Raw genomic sequence first — 17,294 nt, 5'->3', positions numbered from 1 at the left:
GTGCGTCAAACGCCACAGCCCGGACAGGCGAGAGAAGAGTCAGTAACGGACCGCGGAGAAGAACGTCATCGAGCCGGCCACGCGCTCGTTCTCGAGCAGCGGTGTGGCGATCGCGTCGACGGTCAGCGGCGTCTCGCCCGGACCGGGCACCACCCGCAGCAGACCGCGGGCCAGGCGCTCGCTGCGCAGGGCCAGCAGCGGCGGGATCTTGTCGGCGTCGGATTCCTCGAGCTCGGCGGCGCCGGCCGTGAAGTCGAGCAGACGGAGCACGCTGCCGAGCGCCTTGCCGATCACCTCGGGTGGCTTGCCCAGGCCCAGCAGCTCGCCGCACGAGACGGACACCGCGACGATCGCGGTCGTCGTGTCGATGATCAGGCAGGGCTCCGCGGCGGCGGAGACGGTCGCCGTCCACCTCTCGAGGCTCGGCACGAACTCGGCCTCGGAGGGAGTGCGCGCCTGGGGGACGAACGCTCCCGAGAGTGAGAGTTCGACGTGCGCCACCCGATCCTCCTCGCTCCTGCGGATCGACGGCCCGCCACGGCGCACACCCGCGTCAACGGGTGGCGCCGCGGCATCGAAGCCGTCGACTACAACCGGAAGGAACGTTACCGGCGCGCTGTCCGCTTGTCAGCGGCCGTTTGTCCGTCGGCGTGCCAGCGGTAGTCACCGGCCGGACGGTAAGGCGCGTTCGCCCAGGTGGCGGGGTGCTCGGCCACGGTCGTGAGCTTGTTCGCGGTGGACGGCGAGATGCGGGCGCCGCCGGCGATCAGCAGACGGTCGAGCTCTTTGTCGGTCGCGACGAGCACTTCCTTGGGCAGGCCGTGCACGCTGATGACGCCGGAACCGACGAACGTCAGCACGGGAGTCACCGGGACGCTGAGGCCGACAGCGGCGGAGAGCGCCTTGCTCGCCCGGCGGGCCTCGCGGCGGGCCTCGGCGATGTATTGCGGGCGCTTTCCGTTGATCTGCACGACGTCACCGGCGATGAGCACCCGGGCGCGACCGTGGTCGGCGACGGTCACCGCGTAGACACCACCGGGACCGATCGCCAGGAACCCGGCGCGGTCGTCAGCGGGGTCGGGCTCGTAGTAGCCGAGCGCGTCGGTGCGCGGCCAGTCCACGATGTGCCAGTTGGGCCCGAGGCGATCGAGGCGGGTCAGCGCGCGGGCGCCGGCGGCTTCGAGTCGGCGGGCGCCACGCTCGGCGCGACGACGGCGGGCCCACTCGCTCGGCGAGGTGCGGGGTGGCGCCTCGAGAGCGGCGGGGCGGCCCAGTCGACGGTCGATCGGGCTGTTCGGAGAGACGGGTAGAGCGGGGCGTGCTGGGAAGACAGTCACTGCGACCTCCGGCAAAAGGTCCTTCGGGCTCTCTTTTCACTACCGTAAGTGCTCGACCCCATACGGAAGCAAGACACCGGAGTGGAAAGAAAGTGGAATGAGAGGGGATGAATGCCACATTCACGCATCGCGACTTCTTGCGGATGGTGCATCTCGGCGCCTGTTCCCCTCTTCGACCAACTCCAGGACAAAGTTAGTCGTCCCGTCGCGGTCGCGCACTGATGTCTCATGATCTAGGCAGATTGTTATCGACCGATCGCAGTGCGTGCCGGGGTGGATGCCAGGAGATCGACGGGTGGGCTACGGTCAGCGGGTGGCGCACTACGTCGACAGTGAAGTGGGCCGGCTGCGCACCGTGCTGCTGCACCGCCCCGGACCCGAACTTGCCCGGCTGACTCCGAGGAACAACGACAGCCTGCTCTTCGATGCGATCCCCTGGGTCGGCCGTGCCCAGGAGGAGCACGACGCCTTCGCCCAGGCGCTGCGCGATCGCGGCGTCGAGGTGCTCTACCTCGGCGAGCTGCTGGCCGAGACGTTGGCTGTGGAGGACGCGCGCGCCGAGCTGACCGAGAGCGTGCTGGCCGACCGCCGGCTCGGCGACACCCTGCGCGACAACGTGGGCCGCTATCTGGCCGATCAAGACCCGCGCCGCCTCGCCGAGGTGCTGATGGCCGGCCTCGCGCACGAGGAGCTCAAGCCAGGACCGGGCGGCCTGGTCTACGAGATGATGGACCGGCTCGACTTCGTGATCGACCCGCTGCCCAACCTGCTCTTCACCCGCGACTCGTCGGTCTGGGTGCGCGACCGGGTGGCGGTTACCAGCCTGGCCATGCCGGCCCGCAGCCGTGAGACGACGCTGACCCGGGCCATCTACCGCTACCACCCACGCTTCGCGGGCTCCGCGCTGCTCTACGACCCCTCGCTGGAGCGGCTCGAGGGCGGCGACGTGTTGCTGCTGGCCCCCGAGGTGGTGGCGATCGGGGTCGGCGAGCGCACCACCCCGGCCGGCGCCGAGCGGCTGGCGCGCCGAATTTTCGCGACCGGAGCGGCCCGCACGATCCTGGCCGTGCCGATCGCCCAGGAACGCGCCACCATGCACCTCGACACGGTCTGCACAATGGTCGACGTCGATTCGGTCGTGATGTATCCGATCATCGCGGACACTCTCCAGGCGTACACCGTGGTCGCTGACGCCGACGGCGAACCGAGGGCCTCCGGGCCGCGCCCCTTCCTGCAGGCGGCGGCCGAGGCGATGGGGATCGACCGGCTGCGGATCATCGACACCGGCCTCGACCCGGTGACCGCCGAGCGCGAGCAGTGGGACGACGGCAACAACACCCTCGCCATCGCGCCCCGCCTCTGTGTCGCCTACGAACGCAACGTCGAGACGAACGCGCAGCTCGAACGGGCCGGCATCGAGGTCGTGCGAATAAGCGGCTCGGAACTCGGCAGCGGCCGGGGCGGCCCGCGCTGCATGAGCTGCCCGGTCGAGCGCGATCCCCTACAGAGGTGAGCCGGTTACCCGGGTGACGACCATTTCGGGTACGTCTCCCGGCGGACCCTTGTCGGGAAAGTCGAAGACGGCGATCTCGAGCTGCACGGGGTAGTCAGGGGCCTGGCTGACCCGCTTGACCACCTCGCCGTCGACCGAGAAGGCCAGCGAACCGGGACGCCAGCTCACGCCGTACGCATGAATCTCGGAGACGTCGATCGGCAGCGTGACGGTTCCCCAGTCCTCTTCGAGGCCCGGGTCGCGGAAGCGGTGCAGACCCATCCCGATCGCCTGCGGGGCCGTGCCGAAGACCTCCATCACGCAGATCTCGCCCGATCGCGACGGCTCGTCCTCGATTCCGGAGAGCCAGAACGCGGCCATCGACCGAGGTGTGATCGTCGCCCGCATCTCGATCTCGATGTCACCGTAGAGCGGTGTGTATCCCCAGAACTCGCCCTGCTCCTCCAGCACCCGCTGACCGGGCCGGAACGGCTGGCCGCCGACCGTGCTGCCGACCGGCCCCGAGAAGTTCGCGCTCTGGATCCCCGACACGCGCAGCGGCGTCTCGTGCACGCCCTCGGCCCACAACGGCTGCTCGGCCGGGATGCTCAACCGCAGCTTCCCGCCACCGACCTCGTACGTCGCCGCCGAGGCCGCCCGAGAGCTCCAGTGCGGCAGATACCAGGGAACCCAGACAGAGCGGTCCAGCTCGTCGGAGATGAACCGCTCGTCCAGCACGGCTTTACCGGAGTGTGAGCTGCCGGCCGATAAGGCCCTGCTTGGCCCGGCGCGCGTCGGCGTCGAGCGGGCCGGTCTCGGCCAGCGTGTCGGCGTAGCGCTTGGCGAAGTCGGCCAGCGGGGCCTCCCAGTCGGCCGCCTCGAGCTCGCCCGGAATATCCCAGACGGGCACCAGCAGGCCGTGCGCGCGGAACATGCCCGCGAACTTCGTGCGGTCGCCCAGCAGCAGGTCGCCGGCGGCCGACAGACGCGACAGCGCGTCGAGAGCCTGGTCCTCCGGTTCCTGGAGCACCCAGCGCACGTGGCCCTTGTCGGGGGCGACCCGGCACCAGTACGCCGCCCGGCCCGCCGCGAGACGCACGGTCGGGTAGATCGAGGCGTTGGCGCGTTCCAGCGACGCCTTCACGGTCGGGTCCTCGGCCTGGTCGGCGTCGAGCCAGTATTCGAAGCCGTCGTGCATCGTGATCTCGAGCGGGCCGTCGACCAGCACGTCCTGCAGCCGCGGGCCCTCGCCGGGCAGGGCCGGAACCGCGACCGTGTCGCCCGGCTCGGTCCGCAGCGCGTTCAGGATCGCCACGGCGAGGTCACGGGACACGTCGCCGGACTGGACGTGACGCTGCAGGCCGATGAAGACCCGGCCGTCCTGGCGGGTCATGGCCGGCCACGCCATCGGCAGCACGGTCGAGAGGGTGACGGGACGGTCCCCGTACTCCTCGATGATCTCGGGCCGCAGGGTGAGCGGCGCGGAGGCGGCGGGCACCAGCTCGCGCAGCGCGATCCACTCGGTCTCGTCGGCCAGGCCCTCGAAGGGACGAGCCACGAAGATGTCCCGCACCTTCTCGCGCTTGGGTGCGGACTGGCGTTGGTTACGACGCTTGCTCACGGCGAGACAGCCTAGGCGCTCCCCACCCGAATGGGACACTCCAGGTGTCCGTGTCCCGTCCAACCACCCCGCCCGCCACCCGAAAGCGGACTGAAGGCTGAGCCATGGCTCAAGCCCGGGGCAAACGGACCTCGGCCGTCGTCCCGCCGCCCTCGCGCGGCCTCAGTGACACCCAGCCGTGCTGTCGTTCCACCAGACGGCGTACGAGGTAGAGCCCCAGACCCGCCCCCGGGTGGTGCCGGCGGTCGCCGCCCTCGGCCTGCCAGTAACGCTCGAAGGCCTGCTCGACGTGTTCGGGTCGGATGCCCACCCCGCGGTCGGAGACCCGGAAGCGCAGCGTCTCCTCGTCGGTGCCCGCGCAGAGCTCGACCATCGAGCCGGGCGGCGAGTGCTTCTCGGCGTTCGTCGCCAGTTCGGTCAGGATCGTGGCGATCGAGTCGCGCTCGCCGAACGCCTTCGGCAGGTCACCCGGAAGGTTGTCGGCGATCATGCGGCGGCGCAGGTCGGCGGGCAACTCGTCGACGGCGTCGCGCAGCGCCTCGGACAGGTCGAACGGCCCGGCCGGGGACGCGCCGACGTCACCGTCCTCGCTGGCCGCCGACAGCAACCGGTCGACCAGCCGGGCCAGTTCGCCGGCGCGCGTGCCGATGATGCGCACCGCTTCCTGACGGCCGGACTCGCCGAGCGTCTCCCAGTGGTTGGTCAGCGTGTCGGCGTACCCCTTGATCACCGTCACCGGGGTGCGCAACTCGTGGCTGGTCACCGCCACCCAGAGGTCGCGGCCCTGCAGGCGGCGGTTGTGCTCGGCGCGGTGCACGGGCAGGCCGTCACGGGCCGCGTAGAGCCGCCCGACGTGCCCGGCGAGCAGCTCGAGAACCGCGTGATGCTCGGGGCCGGGCTCGCCGTCCTCGTCGCCGAAGTAGACGTGCAGGGAGCCGACGATCGCGTCGCCGACCTCGCAGCGGGCGCCCAGCATGCGCCGCACGTCGCCGCCCTCGACCTGCTTGGCGAACTCGTCGTTGAGCGAGTCGAGCGGGATGAGCAGGGTGCGGCCGTCGCGCAGGCGGGTGTCGGCGCGGTCGACGCGACGGCCGATCGCGGCCTCGCACACCCCGGTGGCGGCGACGATGCGGCCGTAGTCGGGGGCGTACTCTGCGATGCCCGCGCCGCGGCCACCCAGCGATTCCTGAGCGACGCGCACGATCTGCTGAAGGACGGGGAGCCCCGCCTCACCGGCGTTGATCCGATCGAGGATCGCGATCTGCCCTCGGGTCAGCACGCGGTAGTCGGGACGGTCCGGCATGTCTGCGAGTGTGCCTCGCTTCCGCGAGTTTGGGCAGCCTCAGCGGGTCGCCAATTGGTCGATGACGAACTTGGGCCGGTCGGTGATGACCCCGTCCACCCGATGCTCCAGGACGAGGTCGAGATCGGCCTTGTCGTTGACGGTCCAGACGTACGCCTTGTGGCCCGCGGCCCGGATGGCCGGGATCAACCCGGGCCGGGCCCGCACCAGCGCCACCCCGGGTCCGGCGATGCGGGCGCCGAAGGGCAGCCGGCCCCGGCCGACCCCGGGAGGCAGCAGTTCGATCAGGTAGACCGTCGGGATGGCCGGAGCCAGGACCCGCACCCGGCGCAGCGCGAGCGCGGCGAACGACATCACCGTCACCTGCACGGGGCTGTCCGGCCCGGGCTCGGCCAGGCCGTGGCGGCGCAGCGTCTTGACCAGGCGGCGCTCGACCTCGGCTCCGTACCGTGACGGGTGTTTGGTCTCGATGAGTAACCGCACCGGGCGGCCGCTGTCGCGCACCGCTTCGAGCAGCCGGTCGAGGGTCAGCAGCCGGGAGAGCTCGGGCAGCGGTTCCTCGTCACCCGGATAGGCCGGATGCCAGGAGCCGAAGTCGAGCGAGTCGAGCTCGGCCAGTGTCTTGGTGCTGACCTTGCCGCGACCGTTGCTCGTGCGATCGAGCCGCCGGTCGTGCACGCAGACCAGGTGGCCGTCGCGGGTGAGCCGTACGTCGCACTCGAGCCCGTCAGCGCCGTCGGCGAGGGCACGCAGGTAGGCGCCGAGCGTGTGCTCGGGCAGGGCGTCGGCGCCGCCGCGGTGCGCGAACACCAAAGGGCGGTAGTCGGTCGTCACGGCTCAGATGACTCGGGCCGGTTGTCCGTTCTCGGCGACGACCTCGCGGCCTGAGGCGGCCCACGACTTCATGCCGCCGTCGAGGTTGCGCACGTTGTCCCAGCCGTTGCCCATGAGGTAGGAAACGACCTGGCCGGAGCGGCCGCCCGACCGGCAGACGACGACCACCTCGCGGTCGGTCGGCACCTCGGCCATGCGGGCCGGAATCTCCATCATCGGCACGTGGTGCGCGCCGGGGGCGTGCCCCGCCGTCCACTCGTCGGGCTCGCGCACATCGAGCAGGTACGCCTCGTCGGAGACGTCGGCGGGGGTCACGCTGGGTACCTGGGGTCCGAACACACCATTCAGCGTACTGGCGTCACTTCGCGGCCGTCGTCTTGAGGTTGGACGCCATCCACTCGTCCATCTTGTCGGCGGCCATCGCCTTGTAGAGGGCCAGCGCCTTCTCTTTGTCGGAGACCACCACGGACTGGCCGGCGATGGTGTCCGAGCCCTTGTTGGGGCTGGTGATGAAGGTGAGGTCGGAGCCGCGGACGCCGCGCATCTCGACCGCCATGTCGGTGAGCGAGAAGTCGTGGTCGACGGTGACGGCCTTGGTCACGGACTTGAGGAACGCGTTCAGCTTGGCCGGGTTGCTGATCGTGCCACCGCTGGCCGCCTTGTCCATCAGCGCCTTGAGGAAGTCTTGCTGGTGCTGCATGCGGGCGAAGTCGCCACGGGCGAACTGCTTGCGCTGGCGCACCCAGTCGAGGGCCTGGTCGCCGTTCATGTGCATGGTGCCCTTCTTGAACACCCGGAACGGCTTGTGGATCGAGGTGATGGTCTGCTCGACCTTGAGGTCGACGCCGCCGAGCGCGTCGGTGACCTCTTTGAAGCCGCCGAAGTCGATCGCCATGACGTGGTCGACCTTGACGTCGGTGAGGCACTCGACCGTGTGCACCGCGCGGGGCAGGCCGCCGAAGGCGAACGCCGCGTTGATCTTGGCCCGGCTGCCGTCGCCGCACTTCGCGTCGTTGCTGCGCGGGATGACGACCCACAGGTCGCGCGGGATCGAGACGAGCTGGGCGGATTTGTGGTCGGCCGGGATGTGCATGAGGATCAGCGTGTCGGCGCGCCATTTGCCGGCCCCGTCGTCCTTGGCGTCGGGGTCGCGCGAGTCGCTGCCCACGAGCAGGATGTTCTGGGTGCCCTCGATGGCCTTGGCGGGCCGGTCGGCGGTGATGCCCTCGAAGGCGTTGGTGCGCTTGAGGTCCTTGTCGAGACCCTGCGCGTAGCCGTAGAGCGAGATGCCGGCGATCACCGCGATGATCAGCACAGCCAGACCGGCCAGCAGGGCGATGCGGCCCCAGCGGCGCGGCTTACGGCCACGGTAGGAGGTGCCACGACCCGGGCCGTCACCGCCGCCGGGCGGGTAGTTGCCGCCGCCGCCCTGGGGCGAGGTGACGGGATAGGCGCCGGACGGGCGGGCCGAAGCCCGGGCCGCCGAGGACGGGACGGAGGCTCTACCGGAACCCCCGTGGGGGGACGTGGGCGCTGACATGGAACCTAGGTTACGTACCAAGTGCCCGTACGCCCCGCCATCGAAGCGACACGGCACGAAGTCGGTAGACCCGGCCCGGGACGGACGCCTGCGGCATCCGCCCCGGGGGGATTCTCAGTGAGCTCCGTGCCCGGTCAGGGACCGGACCTCGAGCTCCGCGTACTTCGCGCTGTCGTCCTCCTTCGAGATCACCGTGCCGATCCAGCCGCAGAGGAAGCCGATCGGGATCGAGATGATGCCCGGGTTGGAGAGCGGGAAGAAGTGCCAGTCGCTGTCCGGGAACATGGCGGTTGCCGAACCGGACACAACGGGCGAGAAGAACACCAGGACGACGGCGGCCGTCAGACCGCCGTAGATCGACCACAGCGCGCCGGAGGTGTTGAACTTCCGCCAGAACAGGCTGTAGAGGATCGCCGGCAGGTTGGCCGAGGCGGCCACCGCGAACGCGAGCGCGACCAGGAAGGCCACGTTCAGGCTCTGCGCGAAGATCGACAGTGCGATCGCGACCGCGCCGATGACCAGGGCCGAGATGCGGGCGACCCGCACCTCGTCGCGCTCCGAGGCGGTACCGCGCCGGATGACGTTGGCGTAGAAGTCATGCGCCACGCTCGACGACGACGCCAGGGTCAGGCCGGCCACCACCGCGAGGATCGTGGCGAACGCGACCGCGGCGATGATCGCCAGCAGCACCGCGCCACCGGTCTCGCCACCCAGATAGTCGATGCCGAGCGCCTGGGCGAGCTGCGGAGCCGCCGTGTTGCCCGCCTTGTCCTGGGCGGTGATCGCCTTGCCGCCCACCAGAGCCGCCGCGCCGAAGCCGAGGGCCAGGGTGAACAGGTAGAACGTGCCGATGATGCCGATCGCCCAGAGCACGCTCTTACGGGCGATCTTGCTGGTCGGCACGGTGTAGAAGCGGGTCAGGATGTGCGGCAGGCCGGCCGTGCCCAGCACCAGCGCGATGCCCAGCGAGAGCAGGTCCATCTTGCTGTAGAAGGTGGCCGACGCACTGGCCGACTCGACGCCGTAGCGCAGGCCCGGCTCGAGGAAGGCGTCCCCCTTGCCCGACTGTGCCGCGGCGTCGCCGAGCAGCTGGGACAGGTTGAACTTGTAGTGCGCGAGCACCAGCAGCGTCATGACGAGCGCGCCGGTCATCAGCATGAACGCCTTGACGATCTGGACGTACGTGGTGCCCTTCATGCCGCCGACGATCACGTAGACGATCATCAGGGCGCCGACCAGGATGATCGTGGCGACCTTGGCGGTGTCCGCGTCCATGCCCAGGAACGTCGTGTCCGGCGTGATGCCGAGCAGCAGTGACACCAGCGCGCCCGCGCCGACCATCTGCGCGATCAGATAGAAGATCGACACGACGATGGTGGAGGCACTGGCCGCCGTACGCACCGGGCGCTGACGCATGCGGAAGGCGAGCACGTCGGCCATCGTGTAGCGGCCCGAGTTGCGCAGGTACTCGGCCACCAGCAGCAGCGCGACCAGCCACGCGACCAGGAAGCCGATCGAGTAGAGGAAGCCGTCGTAGCCGTACAGCGCGATCAGGCCGGCGATGCCCAGGAAGGACGCCGCCGACATGTAGTCGCCGCCGATCGCCATGCCGTTCTGGAAGCCGGAGAACTGGCGGCCACCGGCGTAGAAGTCGGTCGCGGTCTTGGTCTGGCGGCTGGCCCAGATCGTGATGGCCAGCGTGACGGCCACGAAGACGAGGAAGAGCGTGATCGTGAGGCCGCGGGACGTCGAGGTCGAGACCTCAGCGGCAAGGAAATGGGGTTCCATCAGTCCTCGCTCTTCTTGACGTCGCCGCCGTCGCTGTCGCCTTTTCCGGCGTTGAGCTCAGCGAGGATCTTGTCGGCCAGCGGGTCGATCTTGCGAGCCGCGTAGCGCGAGTAGTACCAGGCGATCAGGAACGTGGTGACGAACTGCAGGAGACCGAGGATCAGCGCGACGTTGATGTTGCCGATGATCTTCGCGCTCATGAAGCCGCGGGCGTACGCGGAAAGTAGGACATAGAGGGCGTACCAGAGGAAGAACGCGACCGTCATGGGGAAGACGAAGCTGCGCGCAGCGTGGCGCAGCCGGCCGAATTCCTCGGAGTCTTGGACGGCCCGGTACCTCTCGGTGGAGGACGAGGGCACTTCGGTAGTCACCGGGGTTCACCACCTTCGGGGTGGGGCGGACTTTTCGGCAACGTACGAAGATCTGGCCGCGCGTGAGGGCCACCGGTCGGCCCTTGCGCCGAGTGGCGGTTTGACTGCGCTGAGCGGGGCCGGCGCTAACCGGCGAGGTCGCGATATCGACCGCGGTAATGGAGAAGTGGGCGCGGTGCAGGGCCGGTCTCCACCTTCTCGATCACGGCCTCGACCAGGAGCGCCCAGCCCACCACCCGGGACGACTCGAGCCGGCAGCCGGCCCAGGTGGCGGCGCTCGCGGGAACCGGGCCGTAGCCGGTGTCGGTCCAGCCGTCGCCGGTGAACAGACCGCCCGGCGCGGGCATCAGTCCGGCGAACTTGTCGGCCAGCTGCCGGTCGGCCGGTGTGAGGGGGACCATCGCGAACCGCCCGGCCTCTTCGAGGGCGTCCCAGAAGTCGCTCTCGTCGTCGATCAGCCCGAGCACCCGTCCCGGGTCACCGTCGGCGACGAGGGTGGACGAGACGGTGAGCCCGGCCGGACCCGGCGTGGTCCAGAGCGTGACCGGGGCCGCCAGCCGGCCGCGCAGCCGCCGTACGGGTGACTTCTCGTCGTCGGGGGTGGCGAAGGGGTCGGTCGAGTGGATCCGGGCGCCGGGCTCGTCGGAGGTCACGCCGACCATTCTCGCTTTCTGCACAGATAGTGCACGACCCTACCGTCAGCATTGATCAACAACTATCTTCTGACGGAGGGGGTCGACCGTGCATCAGCAAGTGCAGCTCCAGCCCGGCGAGGTGCTGCACATCGGCGGCGAGGCGAGCGTGCAGTTCGAGGGCGCGCGTGCCCTGACCTTCCGGCTGATCCGCGTCGACACCCGCAGCACGTACGACGGTTGGCTGTGGCTCGAGGGCTATGTGCTCGGCCCCTCCGGCGTCGCCGTGCAGCGCCGGCGCATCTTCGTCCGCCGCGAAGGCCTGCGCCCGGCGTTCCACTAACGGCCCGCGGTCACCGCGACCAGCACCTCGGGCGCCCGCTTGTCGAGCCAGTCGCCCGCGACCTGCGAGCCGATCAGGTAGGCCGCGCAGCCGAACGCCGCCCCCACCGGCAGGCCGATCCAGAGCCACACGCTGCCGAGCACCCACGCCAGAATCTGCAGCGGGACCGTGGCCACCAGCGTGCCGAGCATGACGCCGAGGGTCAGGAAGCCCTTGGCCAGCCCGCCACCCGACGACAGGGCGAACGGGCTGGTCGACTCGGGCAGCGAATAGGCCCCCCGCACCGAGACCGGCAGCACCAGCCCGAGACCGGCGCCGTAGGTGGCGAGCAGCAGCCCCAGGTCACCCGCGATACGTTCGGGCCGGCCCGACACGACGCCCACCACCAAAGCGACCAGCAGCAGGAGCGGCAGCACGAAGACGGCGTGTGCGGCCGCCCGCGAGTGGACCTCGACCCGGCCCGGAACCCCGGCGGCGACATTGGCCGCGTACGCGTTTCCCTCGTACCCGAACTGGTTGGCCAGCGCGACCGCCGCGAGCGCGCCCACGAAGACCGCCATCGGCCCGGCCGCGCCCCCGCTCAGCGAGATCGAGACCGGCAGGAACAGCCCGGCCACCGAGAACGTGATCAGCGAGGCCCGTCGGCGCGTCTCGCGCCACCAATATCGGGTCTCGCGGGCCACGAGCGCCCCGAAGCGACTGCGTGGCAGGCGGCGGCCGAGCAGCAGGCCGGTCGGCGAGCCCGCGTTTCCGGTGGCGCGGGACGAGCCGTTCGAGGCGGCGCCGAGCATGGCGCGTTCCAGCGTCGCGCTCCACCACCGCAGCAGTCCCACGAGGGTGACGACAATGATCAAGAGCTTCAGCGGTACGGCCCACAGGCGCCCGGCGACCACGTCGAGGCCGAGCGACCACGGGGCGCCCAGCGGCGTCCAGCCCAGCACGTCGGCGATGGCGGCGAAGGCCGGCCAGTCGGCGCGCTCGGCTCCGGCCAGCAGTGCGAGCTGCAGCGGCCCGAGCAGCGCGGCCACCACGGCGAACAGCACCACGGCCAGGTCGCGTGACCGGCGCGAGCGCAGCCCGGTGGCGAACGCGCTGGTCACGGCCCGGCTCACGGCTACGCAGATGAGCACTCCGCCGACAATGCCGACGAATTGGACGAACGCCGCCGCGGCACCGCCCAGGTCGGCCACCGTGCTCACCATGCCGGCCGTCGCGGCCAGTGTGGACAGCGCGGGCAAGCCGGTCAGCGCGGCGGCGAACAGGCCCATGATCAGCGTGCGGCGGCTCAGCGGCAGCAGCGCGAATCGGGAGGGGTCGAGCGACTCGTCGACCCCGAAGAACAGCAGCGGGAAGATCAGCCAGCCGAAGACCAGCATAGAGCCCCCGAGCTGCAGCAACAGGCTCGCCGCCCGCTCGTCGCCGACCACACCGGGGATCGCGAAGATCGCATAGCCCGCGACGGCGAAGAAACCGGCCAGCACGACACCGGCGACGAACAACGCGGTGCGGGCCGGCCGCCCCCGCCAGCCGTTGACGAGCATCCGCAGCTTGAGCCGCACGAACGGCCAGACGGACGGCCCGGCCTCGGCCGTCGTCACAGCCACGCGAGTTCCGAGCCGGTGCTGACCCGGCCGCCGACCACCTGGACGAAGACCTCTTCGAGCGAGCGGTCGCCGCGCACCGCGCCGAGCGTGCCGTGCAGGCGCAGCACGCCGTCGGAGAGGATCGCGACGTGCGAGCAGAGCCGCTCGACGACCTCCATGACGTGGCTGGAGAAGATGACCGTGCCGCCGCCGGCCACGTAGCGCTGGAGGATGTCGCGGATGCGGGCGGCCGAGACCGGGTCGACCGCCTCGAACGGCTCGTCGAGCACGAGCAGCCGCGGGGCGTGCAGCAGGGCGCAGGCCAGGCCGATCTTCTTGCGCATGCCGGCCGAGTAGTCGACGACCAGGGTGCGGTTGCCGGCGCCGAGTTCGAGCACGTCGAGCAGCTCACGGGCCCGCTGGTCGACGGTCGTGGCGTCCATGCCGCGCAGCAGGCCGTGATAGGCGAGCAACTCAGGGCCGGTGAGGCGGTCGAAGAGGCGTACGCCGTCGGGCAGCACCCCGAGTCGCGCCTTGGCCGCGGAGGGGTCGGCCCACACGTCGTACCCCAGCAGGAAAGCGTGACCGGCGTCGGGGCGCAGGAGGCCGACGGCCATGGACAACGTGGTGGTCTTGCCGGCGCCGTTGGGACCGAGCAGGCCGTAGAACGAGCCGGCGGGCACGTCGAGGCTGACACCGGAGACCGCGAGCTTGGTGTCGAACCGCTTGACCAGCCCGCGCAACGCCATGGCCGGGATCTGATCGCCCTCGCGCTGCACCGGCACCGTCATGTTCCGAACCTAGCCCCTCTGACCAGGGCGTTCAAACCCGTAGAGACTCGGGGGCGTGCAGGCGCAGCATGGTCGCGCCGACGTCGGAGGGGATGCGGCGGCTGGTCAGCAGCGAGCCGGCGACCATCACCAGGAACGCGAGAGGCACGGTCCACGCGGCCGGCTGCCCGACAGCGTCGGCGAGCCAGCCGTCGAGCGGCGGGCCGAGCACCGTGATCAGGACGGCCGCGATCGAGGCGCCCCCACCGGCCAGGAGACCGGCCACCGCGCCCACGTCGGTCAGCCCTCGCCACCAGATGCCGAGCACGAGCAGCGGGCAGAAGCTGGACGCGGCGACCGCGAAGGCCAGGCCAACGACCTGCGAGACGTCCATGTTGGAGAGGTAGAGCGAGAGCAGCACCGGCACCGACGCGGCCAGCACGGTCGCCAGCCGGAAGTCGCGCACCGACCCGCTGCGGCCGGCGTGCAGCACGTCGGTGAAGACCACCCCGGCGACGCTGGTGAGCAGGCCCGACGACGTGGAGAGGAAGGCGGCCAGCGCGCCCGCGGTGACCAGGGCGCCGAGAAGTTTGCCGAGGTGGCCACCGCCGAGCGCGGCCTCGGGCAGCAACAGCACGACGGCGTCGGTGCGGCCGGTCATCAGCAGTTGCGGGGTGTAGATGCGGCCCAGCACGCCATAGAGGGTGGGCAGCAGGTAGAACGTGCCGACCAGCCCCAGCACCACGAGTGTCGTGCGGCGGGCCGACGCGCCGTCGGGATTGGTATAGAAGCGTACGAGTACGTGGGGTAAGCCCATCGTGCCGAGAAACGTCGCCAGGATCAGCGAATAGGTGGCGAAGAGGCTGCCGTCGCCGCCGGGCAGCAGCCAGTCGGCGTCGAACCGGGCGTCCACCGTGCTCACCGCCGGCACCGGGTCGCCGGCGTCGAAGCTGAGCTGCGTGCCCGCTTTCACCGCGACGCCGTCGACGAGCGCGTCCTGCTCGATCACCACCGAGGTCGCGGCCGGGAACGCAGTCCCGGCCGGCGGCGCGACGTGCGGGCGGCCGTCGGACTGCCACTGCAGGGCTAGGAAGATCACCGGGACGGCGAGCGCGGTGAGCTTGAGCCAGTACTGGAAGGCCTGCACGAAGGTGATCGCGCGCATGCCGCCGAGGGCGACGTTCGCCGTGACGACCACGCCGACCAGCAGCGCGCCCCACGCATAGGAACCGCCGGTGACCGTTGTGAAGGTCAGGCCGGCCCCCTGCAACTGCGGCACCAGGTAGAGGCAGCCGATGAAGACGACGAAGACGCTGGCCAGACGGCGCAGCAGCGGCGATCCGAGCCGCACCTGGCAGAAGTCGGGCAGGGTGAAGGCGCCCGAGCGGCGCAGCGGGGCCGCGACGAAGAGCAGCAGCGCCAGATAGCCCGCCGCGAAGCCGACCGGGTACCAGAGCACGTCGACGCCGTAGCGCAGGATCAGGCCGGCGACGCCCAGGAACGAGGCCGCCGAGAGGTATTCGCCGCTGATCGCCGCAGCGTTCCAGGCCGGGCTGACCGAGCGTGAGGCGACCAGGAAATCCGAGGTGGTGCGGGCGAAGCGCAGCCCGTAGACGCCGATGCCGACGGTCACCAGCACCACGGCCACCAGACCGGGGACGAGGTACGGGTTCACTGCTCGGGCCGGCGGATCAGCGCGATGAAGTCCTGCTCGTTGCGTTCCGCCCAGCGCACGTAGGCCCAGCCCACGCCGATCAGGAACGGGAACGAGAGCACGCCCAGCAGCAGCCACGGCAGGTAGACGCCGAAGACCTTTACCCCGGCGACCCCGGGCGCGACCGCGAAGAGCATCGGGAGCGCGCCCAGGCCGGTCACGACCACCAGCGCCAGCCGCAGGGCGAGCGCTAGCTGGGCGCGGACCAGACCCTTGACCAGGGCTTCGCCGACGGGCGTCTGTTCCGCGAGGTCGGCGCGGGCCCGGTCGGCGGGGCGTCGACGGGCCGCCGCCTCACCCAGAACCACCCGCGTACGCCGAGGGACCGTGACGCCCGTGGCGGTGTCCGGCTCGGTCTGGTCGTCGGCGGCCATGCCCGGGAGTCTGGCCGCCGACAGCCGGATGTCAAGTCCTTCTACTCGCACTTCCAGCTTCGGCCGCCGAGTTGCTGGTCGATCACGTCGCGGGCCCGCTCGCGGCCGAGGTTGAAGGCCCGCCAGTCACCGGAGGTCCGGTCGAGCTGGAAGCTGAGCCGGCCGAGCACGCAGTCCCGCTGCTCCGGCGGCAGGCCGAGGACGGCCGGCACCGCGTCGGGCGAGAGGTCGCCCAGATATTCGAGGTCGATCGGGTGGTTGCCGGTGTGCACGTTGCGTTCGGCGATCAGGCCGTCGGGGTTGACCACGGCCAGGCCGAGCAGCGCCAGCACGCCCGCCGCGATCGCGATCCGGGGCAGCCAGGGCGCGCGCAGCCGCCGCCCGGCCACCAGCACCAGCAGCAGCACGAAGACGAACCACAGCTCGCAGCAGAAGACGAGCAGGCGCAGCCGGGTCAGGCCGAACTCGGCGGTGTAGGACATGATGCGGTGCAGCGCGGTCGCCGCGATGACCAGGGTGAGCGCGGTCAGCGTGCCGAGGATGACGCGGAACAGCAGACGGTCGGCGGGTCGCTCGCGGGGCGCCCAGCGGGCCGCTCCGGCCAGCACGATCAGGGTCAGGCCGGTCACCCAGCTCAGCTGGAAGAACCCGCTGCGGGCGGCGTCGGCGTAGGCCCCGGGCAGCCGGTCGCCGCGGACCAGCACGACGACCTGCACCGCGACGAAGGCGATGAAGAGCAGGGTGAGCAGCCCGAGCGGGACGGCCCATTCCCAGCGGTTCACCCTGCGGCCCTCGGTCCCGTCCAGTTCGGACAGGTGGGGCGGAGCGGCGCGGAGGAACGCGGCGCCGCCGATGAGTGCGGCCGCGCAGCCGCCCACGAAGATCCAGCGGAAGAGCGTGTCGACGCCGAGGTCGGGCACGAGCCTCTGCAGCGCGGTCGCGAAGTAGATGTCGGCCGAAGCCAGCAGGGCGCCGAAGACCAGCAGCATGGCCACGGCGACCAGGGCGGTGAGCGCGATGCGGGCGCCGGAACGGTTCAGCCCGGTCAGCCCGCGGGTCAGCCACGGCACGGCGCGGAACGCGGCCAGGCCGGGCATCGTGCAGGCCGCGTAGATGCTGCGCATCGAACGGCCGCCGGTCAGCGCAAGCACGCCGGTCAACGTCGAGACGAGCACGCACAGCACGAAGAGCCAGCCCGCCGAGCGGAACGTGCCGACGGCCAGCAGGGCCACGCTCGCCGCGCCCCAGGCGATCCTTTCGGCGCCGAGCGGCGGGCGCGGCCGGGACACCAGCGGGGGCGGACCCACGTACGGCGGCACGACGCCGGCGATCATCACGGCCGTGACCGCGGCGACGGCGGTGATCAGCCAACCCACGCCGGCCTCGTCGAGCGGAAGGCTCAGTGCCGCGACCGCGGCGGCCCCCGCGACCGCCGCGACGGTGACGACCGAGGCGGGCCGCGCCGGGCCGAGCCAATGCCGGCCCCACGGGACGCCGGGTGGCCACGGACCGTGGAACGTGGGAACAGGGGCAGCGGTGGACATGGGAAACCTCCACGAGGGCAGGGTCGACCGGCCGCGGCACCTCGAGGC

At 70.9% G+C, this 17,294-nt stretch carries 18 protein-coding genes; 2 read left to right on the top strand and 16 right to left on the bottom strand.

Annotated features, from left to right (window positions below):
* Positions 1–39: 39 nt before the first annotated feature.
* Both EER30_RS06435 and EER30_RS06430 read right to left on the bottom strand, forming a co-directional pair.
* Positions 40–501, bottom strand: a complete 462-nt coding sequence (locus tag EER30_RS06435) for a hypothetical protein (protein WP_127499097.1) — start codon at positions 499–501, stop codon at positions 40–42.
* A gap of 104 nt (positions 502–605) precedes the next feature.
* Entirely contained in the window at positions 606–1,337 is a 732-nt protein-coding gene (locus tag EER30_RS06430; protein ID WP_127499095.1) for a hypothetical protein, read from the bottom strand.
* Positions 1,338–1,650: 313 nt separating this feature from the next.
* Between EER30_RS06430 and EER30_RS06425 the strand changes: the two genes are divergently transcribed.
* Complete coding sequence (locus EER30_RS06425; RefSeq protein ID WP_127499093.1) at positions 1,651–2,850, top strand: arginine deiminase; 1,200 nt, start codon at positions 1,651–1,653, stop codon at positions 2,848–2,850.
* On the opposite strand, the gene EER30_RS06420 is transcribed toward EER30_RS06425, so the two are convergent.
* From EER30_RS06420 to EER30_RS06380, 9 genes are all read right to left on the bottom strand, one after another.
* Positions 2,839–3,567 (bottom strand): glycoside hydrolase family 16 protein, encoded by a 729-nt coding sequence (locus EER30_RS06420; protein WP_127499091.1) that lies wholly within the window; start codon positions 3,565–3,567, stop codon positions 2,839–2,841. The genes EER30_RS06425 and EER30_RS06420 overlap by 12 nt on opposite strands.
* Before the next feature lie 4 nt (positions 3,568–3,571).
* Entirely contained in the window at positions 3,572–4,450 is an 879-nt protein-coding gene (locus EER30_RS06415; RefSeq protein ID WP_127499089.1) for a DUF5926 family protein, read from the bottom strand.
* A 109-nt stretch (positions 4,451–4,559) separates the two neighbouring features.
* Entirely contained in the window at positions 4,560–5,753 is a 1,194-nt protein-coding gene (locus EER30_RS06410) for a sensor histidine kinase (protein ID WP_127499087.1), read from the bottom strand.
* A gap of 39 nt (positions 5,754–5,792) precedes the next feature.
* A complete protein-coding gene (locus tag EER30_RS06405; protein WP_127499085.1) occupies positions 5,793–6,587 on the bottom strand; it encodes a glycerophosphodiester phosphodiesterase in 795 nt (264 codons plus the stop codon).
* A 3-nt stretch (positions 6,588–6,590) separates the two neighbouring features.
* Positions 6,591–6,926: a rhodanese-like domain-containing protein gene (locus tag EER30_RS06400; RefSeq protein WP_127499083.1), complete on the bottom strand. Its 336-nt coding sequence runs from the start codon at positions 6,924–6,926 to the stop codon at positions 6,591–6,593.
* Positions 6,927–6,945: 19 nt separating this feature from the next.
* Positions 6,946–8,127 (bottom strand): LCP family protein, encoded by a 1,182-nt coding sequence (locus EER30_RS06395; protein ID WP_127499081.1) that lies wholly within the window; start codon positions 8,125–8,127, stop codon positions 6,946–6,948.
* 114 nt (positions 8,128–8,241) lie between these two features.
* Entirely contained in the window at positions 8,242–9,915 is a 1,674-nt protein-coding gene (locus EER30_RS06390; RefSeq protein WP_127499079.1) for a solute symporter family protein, read from the bottom strand.
* Complete coding sequence (locus EER30_RS06385; RefSeq protein ID WP_127499077.1) at positions 9,915–10,286, bottom strand: DUF485 domain-containing protein; 372 nt, start codon at positions 10,284–10,286, stop codon at positions 9,915–9,917. The genes EER30_RS06390 and EER30_RS06385 overlap by 1 nt, the downstream gene beginning before the upstream one ends.
* Before the next feature lie 125 nt (positions 10,287–10,411).
* Entirely contained in the window at positions 10,412–10,939 is a 528-nt protein-coding gene (locus tag EER30_RS06380; RefSeq protein WP_240669811.1) for a flavin reductase family protein, read from the bottom strand.
* An 88-nt stretch (positions 10,940–11,027) separates the two neighbouring features.
* Here EER30_RS06380 and EER30_RS06375 point away from each other — a divergent pair, with 88 nt between their 5' ends.
* A complete protein-coding gene (locus EER30_RS06375) occupies positions 11,028–11,261 on the top strand; it encodes a hypothetical protein (RefSeq protein ID WP_240669809.1) in 234 nt (77 codons plus the stop codon).
* Here EER30_RS06375 and EER30_RS06370 read toward each other — a convergent pair.
* From EER30_RS06370 to EER30_RS06350, 5 genes are read right to left on the bottom strand one after another with little or no spacing between them, the layout of a single operon-like run.
* A complete protein-coding gene (locus EER30_RS06370; RefSeq protein ID WP_127499073.1) occupies positions 11,258–12,865 on the bottom strand; it encodes an ABC transporter permease in 1,608 nt (535 codons plus the stop codon). The two genes, EER30_RS06375 and EER30_RS06370, sit on opposite strands and share 4 nt — an antisense overlap.
* Positions 12,856–13,635, bottom strand: a complete 780-nt coding sequence (locus EER30_RS06365; RefSeq protein WP_127499071.1) for an ABC transporter ATP-binding protein — start codon at positions 13,633–13,635, stop codon at positions 12,856–12,858. Before EER30_RS06365 ends, EER30_RS06370 begins: the two co-directional genes overlap by 10 nt.
* Positions 13,636–13,666: 31 nt before the next feature.
* Positions 13,667–15,289 (bottom strand): sodium/solute symporter, encoded by a 1,623-nt coding sequence (locus EER30_RS06360; protein ID WP_127499069.1) that lies wholly within the window; start codon positions 15,287–15,289, stop codon positions 13,667–13,669.
* Positions 15,286–15,702, bottom strand: coding sequence for a DUF485 domain-containing protein (locus tag EER30_RS06355; RefSeq protein ID WP_127499067.1), 417 nt, complete (start codon positions 15,700–15,702; stop codon positions 15,286–15,288). Before EER30_RS06355 ends, EER30_RS06360 begins: the two co-directional genes overlap by 4 nt.
* A gap of 41 nt (positions 15,703–15,743) precedes the next feature.
* Entirely contained in the window at positions 15,744–17,246 is a 1,503-nt protein-coding gene (locus tag EER30_RS06350) for a DUF4153 domain-containing protein (RefSeq protein WP_127499065.1), read from the bottom strand.
* Positions 17,247–17,294 lie beyond the last annotated feature (48 nt).

It is taken from the genome of Actinoplanes solisilvae (assembly GCF_003999975.1).
GTDB classification, from domain to species: Bacteria; Actinomycetota; Actinomycetes; order Mycobacteriales; family Micromonosporaceae; genus Actinoplanes; species Actinoplanes solisilvae.
This window is presented reverse-complemented; position numbering and strand designations above follow the sequence as displayed.

Excerpts from the sequence above, each read along its gene's own strand:
- EER30_RS06365 (WP_127499071.1), bottom strand. The coding sequence starts at position 13,635 with ATGACGGTGCCGGTGCAGCGCGAGGGCGATCAGATCCCGGCCATGGCG.
- EER30_RS06355 (WP_127499067.1), bottom strand. The coding sequence starts at position 15,702 with ATGGCCGCCGACGACCAGACCGAGCCGGACACCGCCACGGGCGTCACG.
- EER30_RS06350 (WP_127499065.1), bottom strand. The coding sequence starts at position 17,246 with ATGTCCACCGCTGCCCCTGTTCCCACGTTCCACGGTCCGTGGCCACCC.
- EER30_RS06410 (WP_127499087.1), bottom strand. The coding sequence starts at position 5,753 with ATGCCGGACCGTCCCGACTACCGCGTGCTGACCCGAGGGCAGATCGCG.
- EER30_RS06390 (WP_127499079.1), bottom strand. The coding sequence starts at position 9,915 with ATGGAACCCCATTTCCTTGCCGCTGAGGTCTCGACCTCGACGTCCCGC.
- EER30_RS06395 (WP_127499081.1), bottom strand. The coding sequence starts at position 8,127 with ATGTCAGCGCCCACGTCCCCCCACGGGGGTTCCGGTAGAGCCTCCGTC.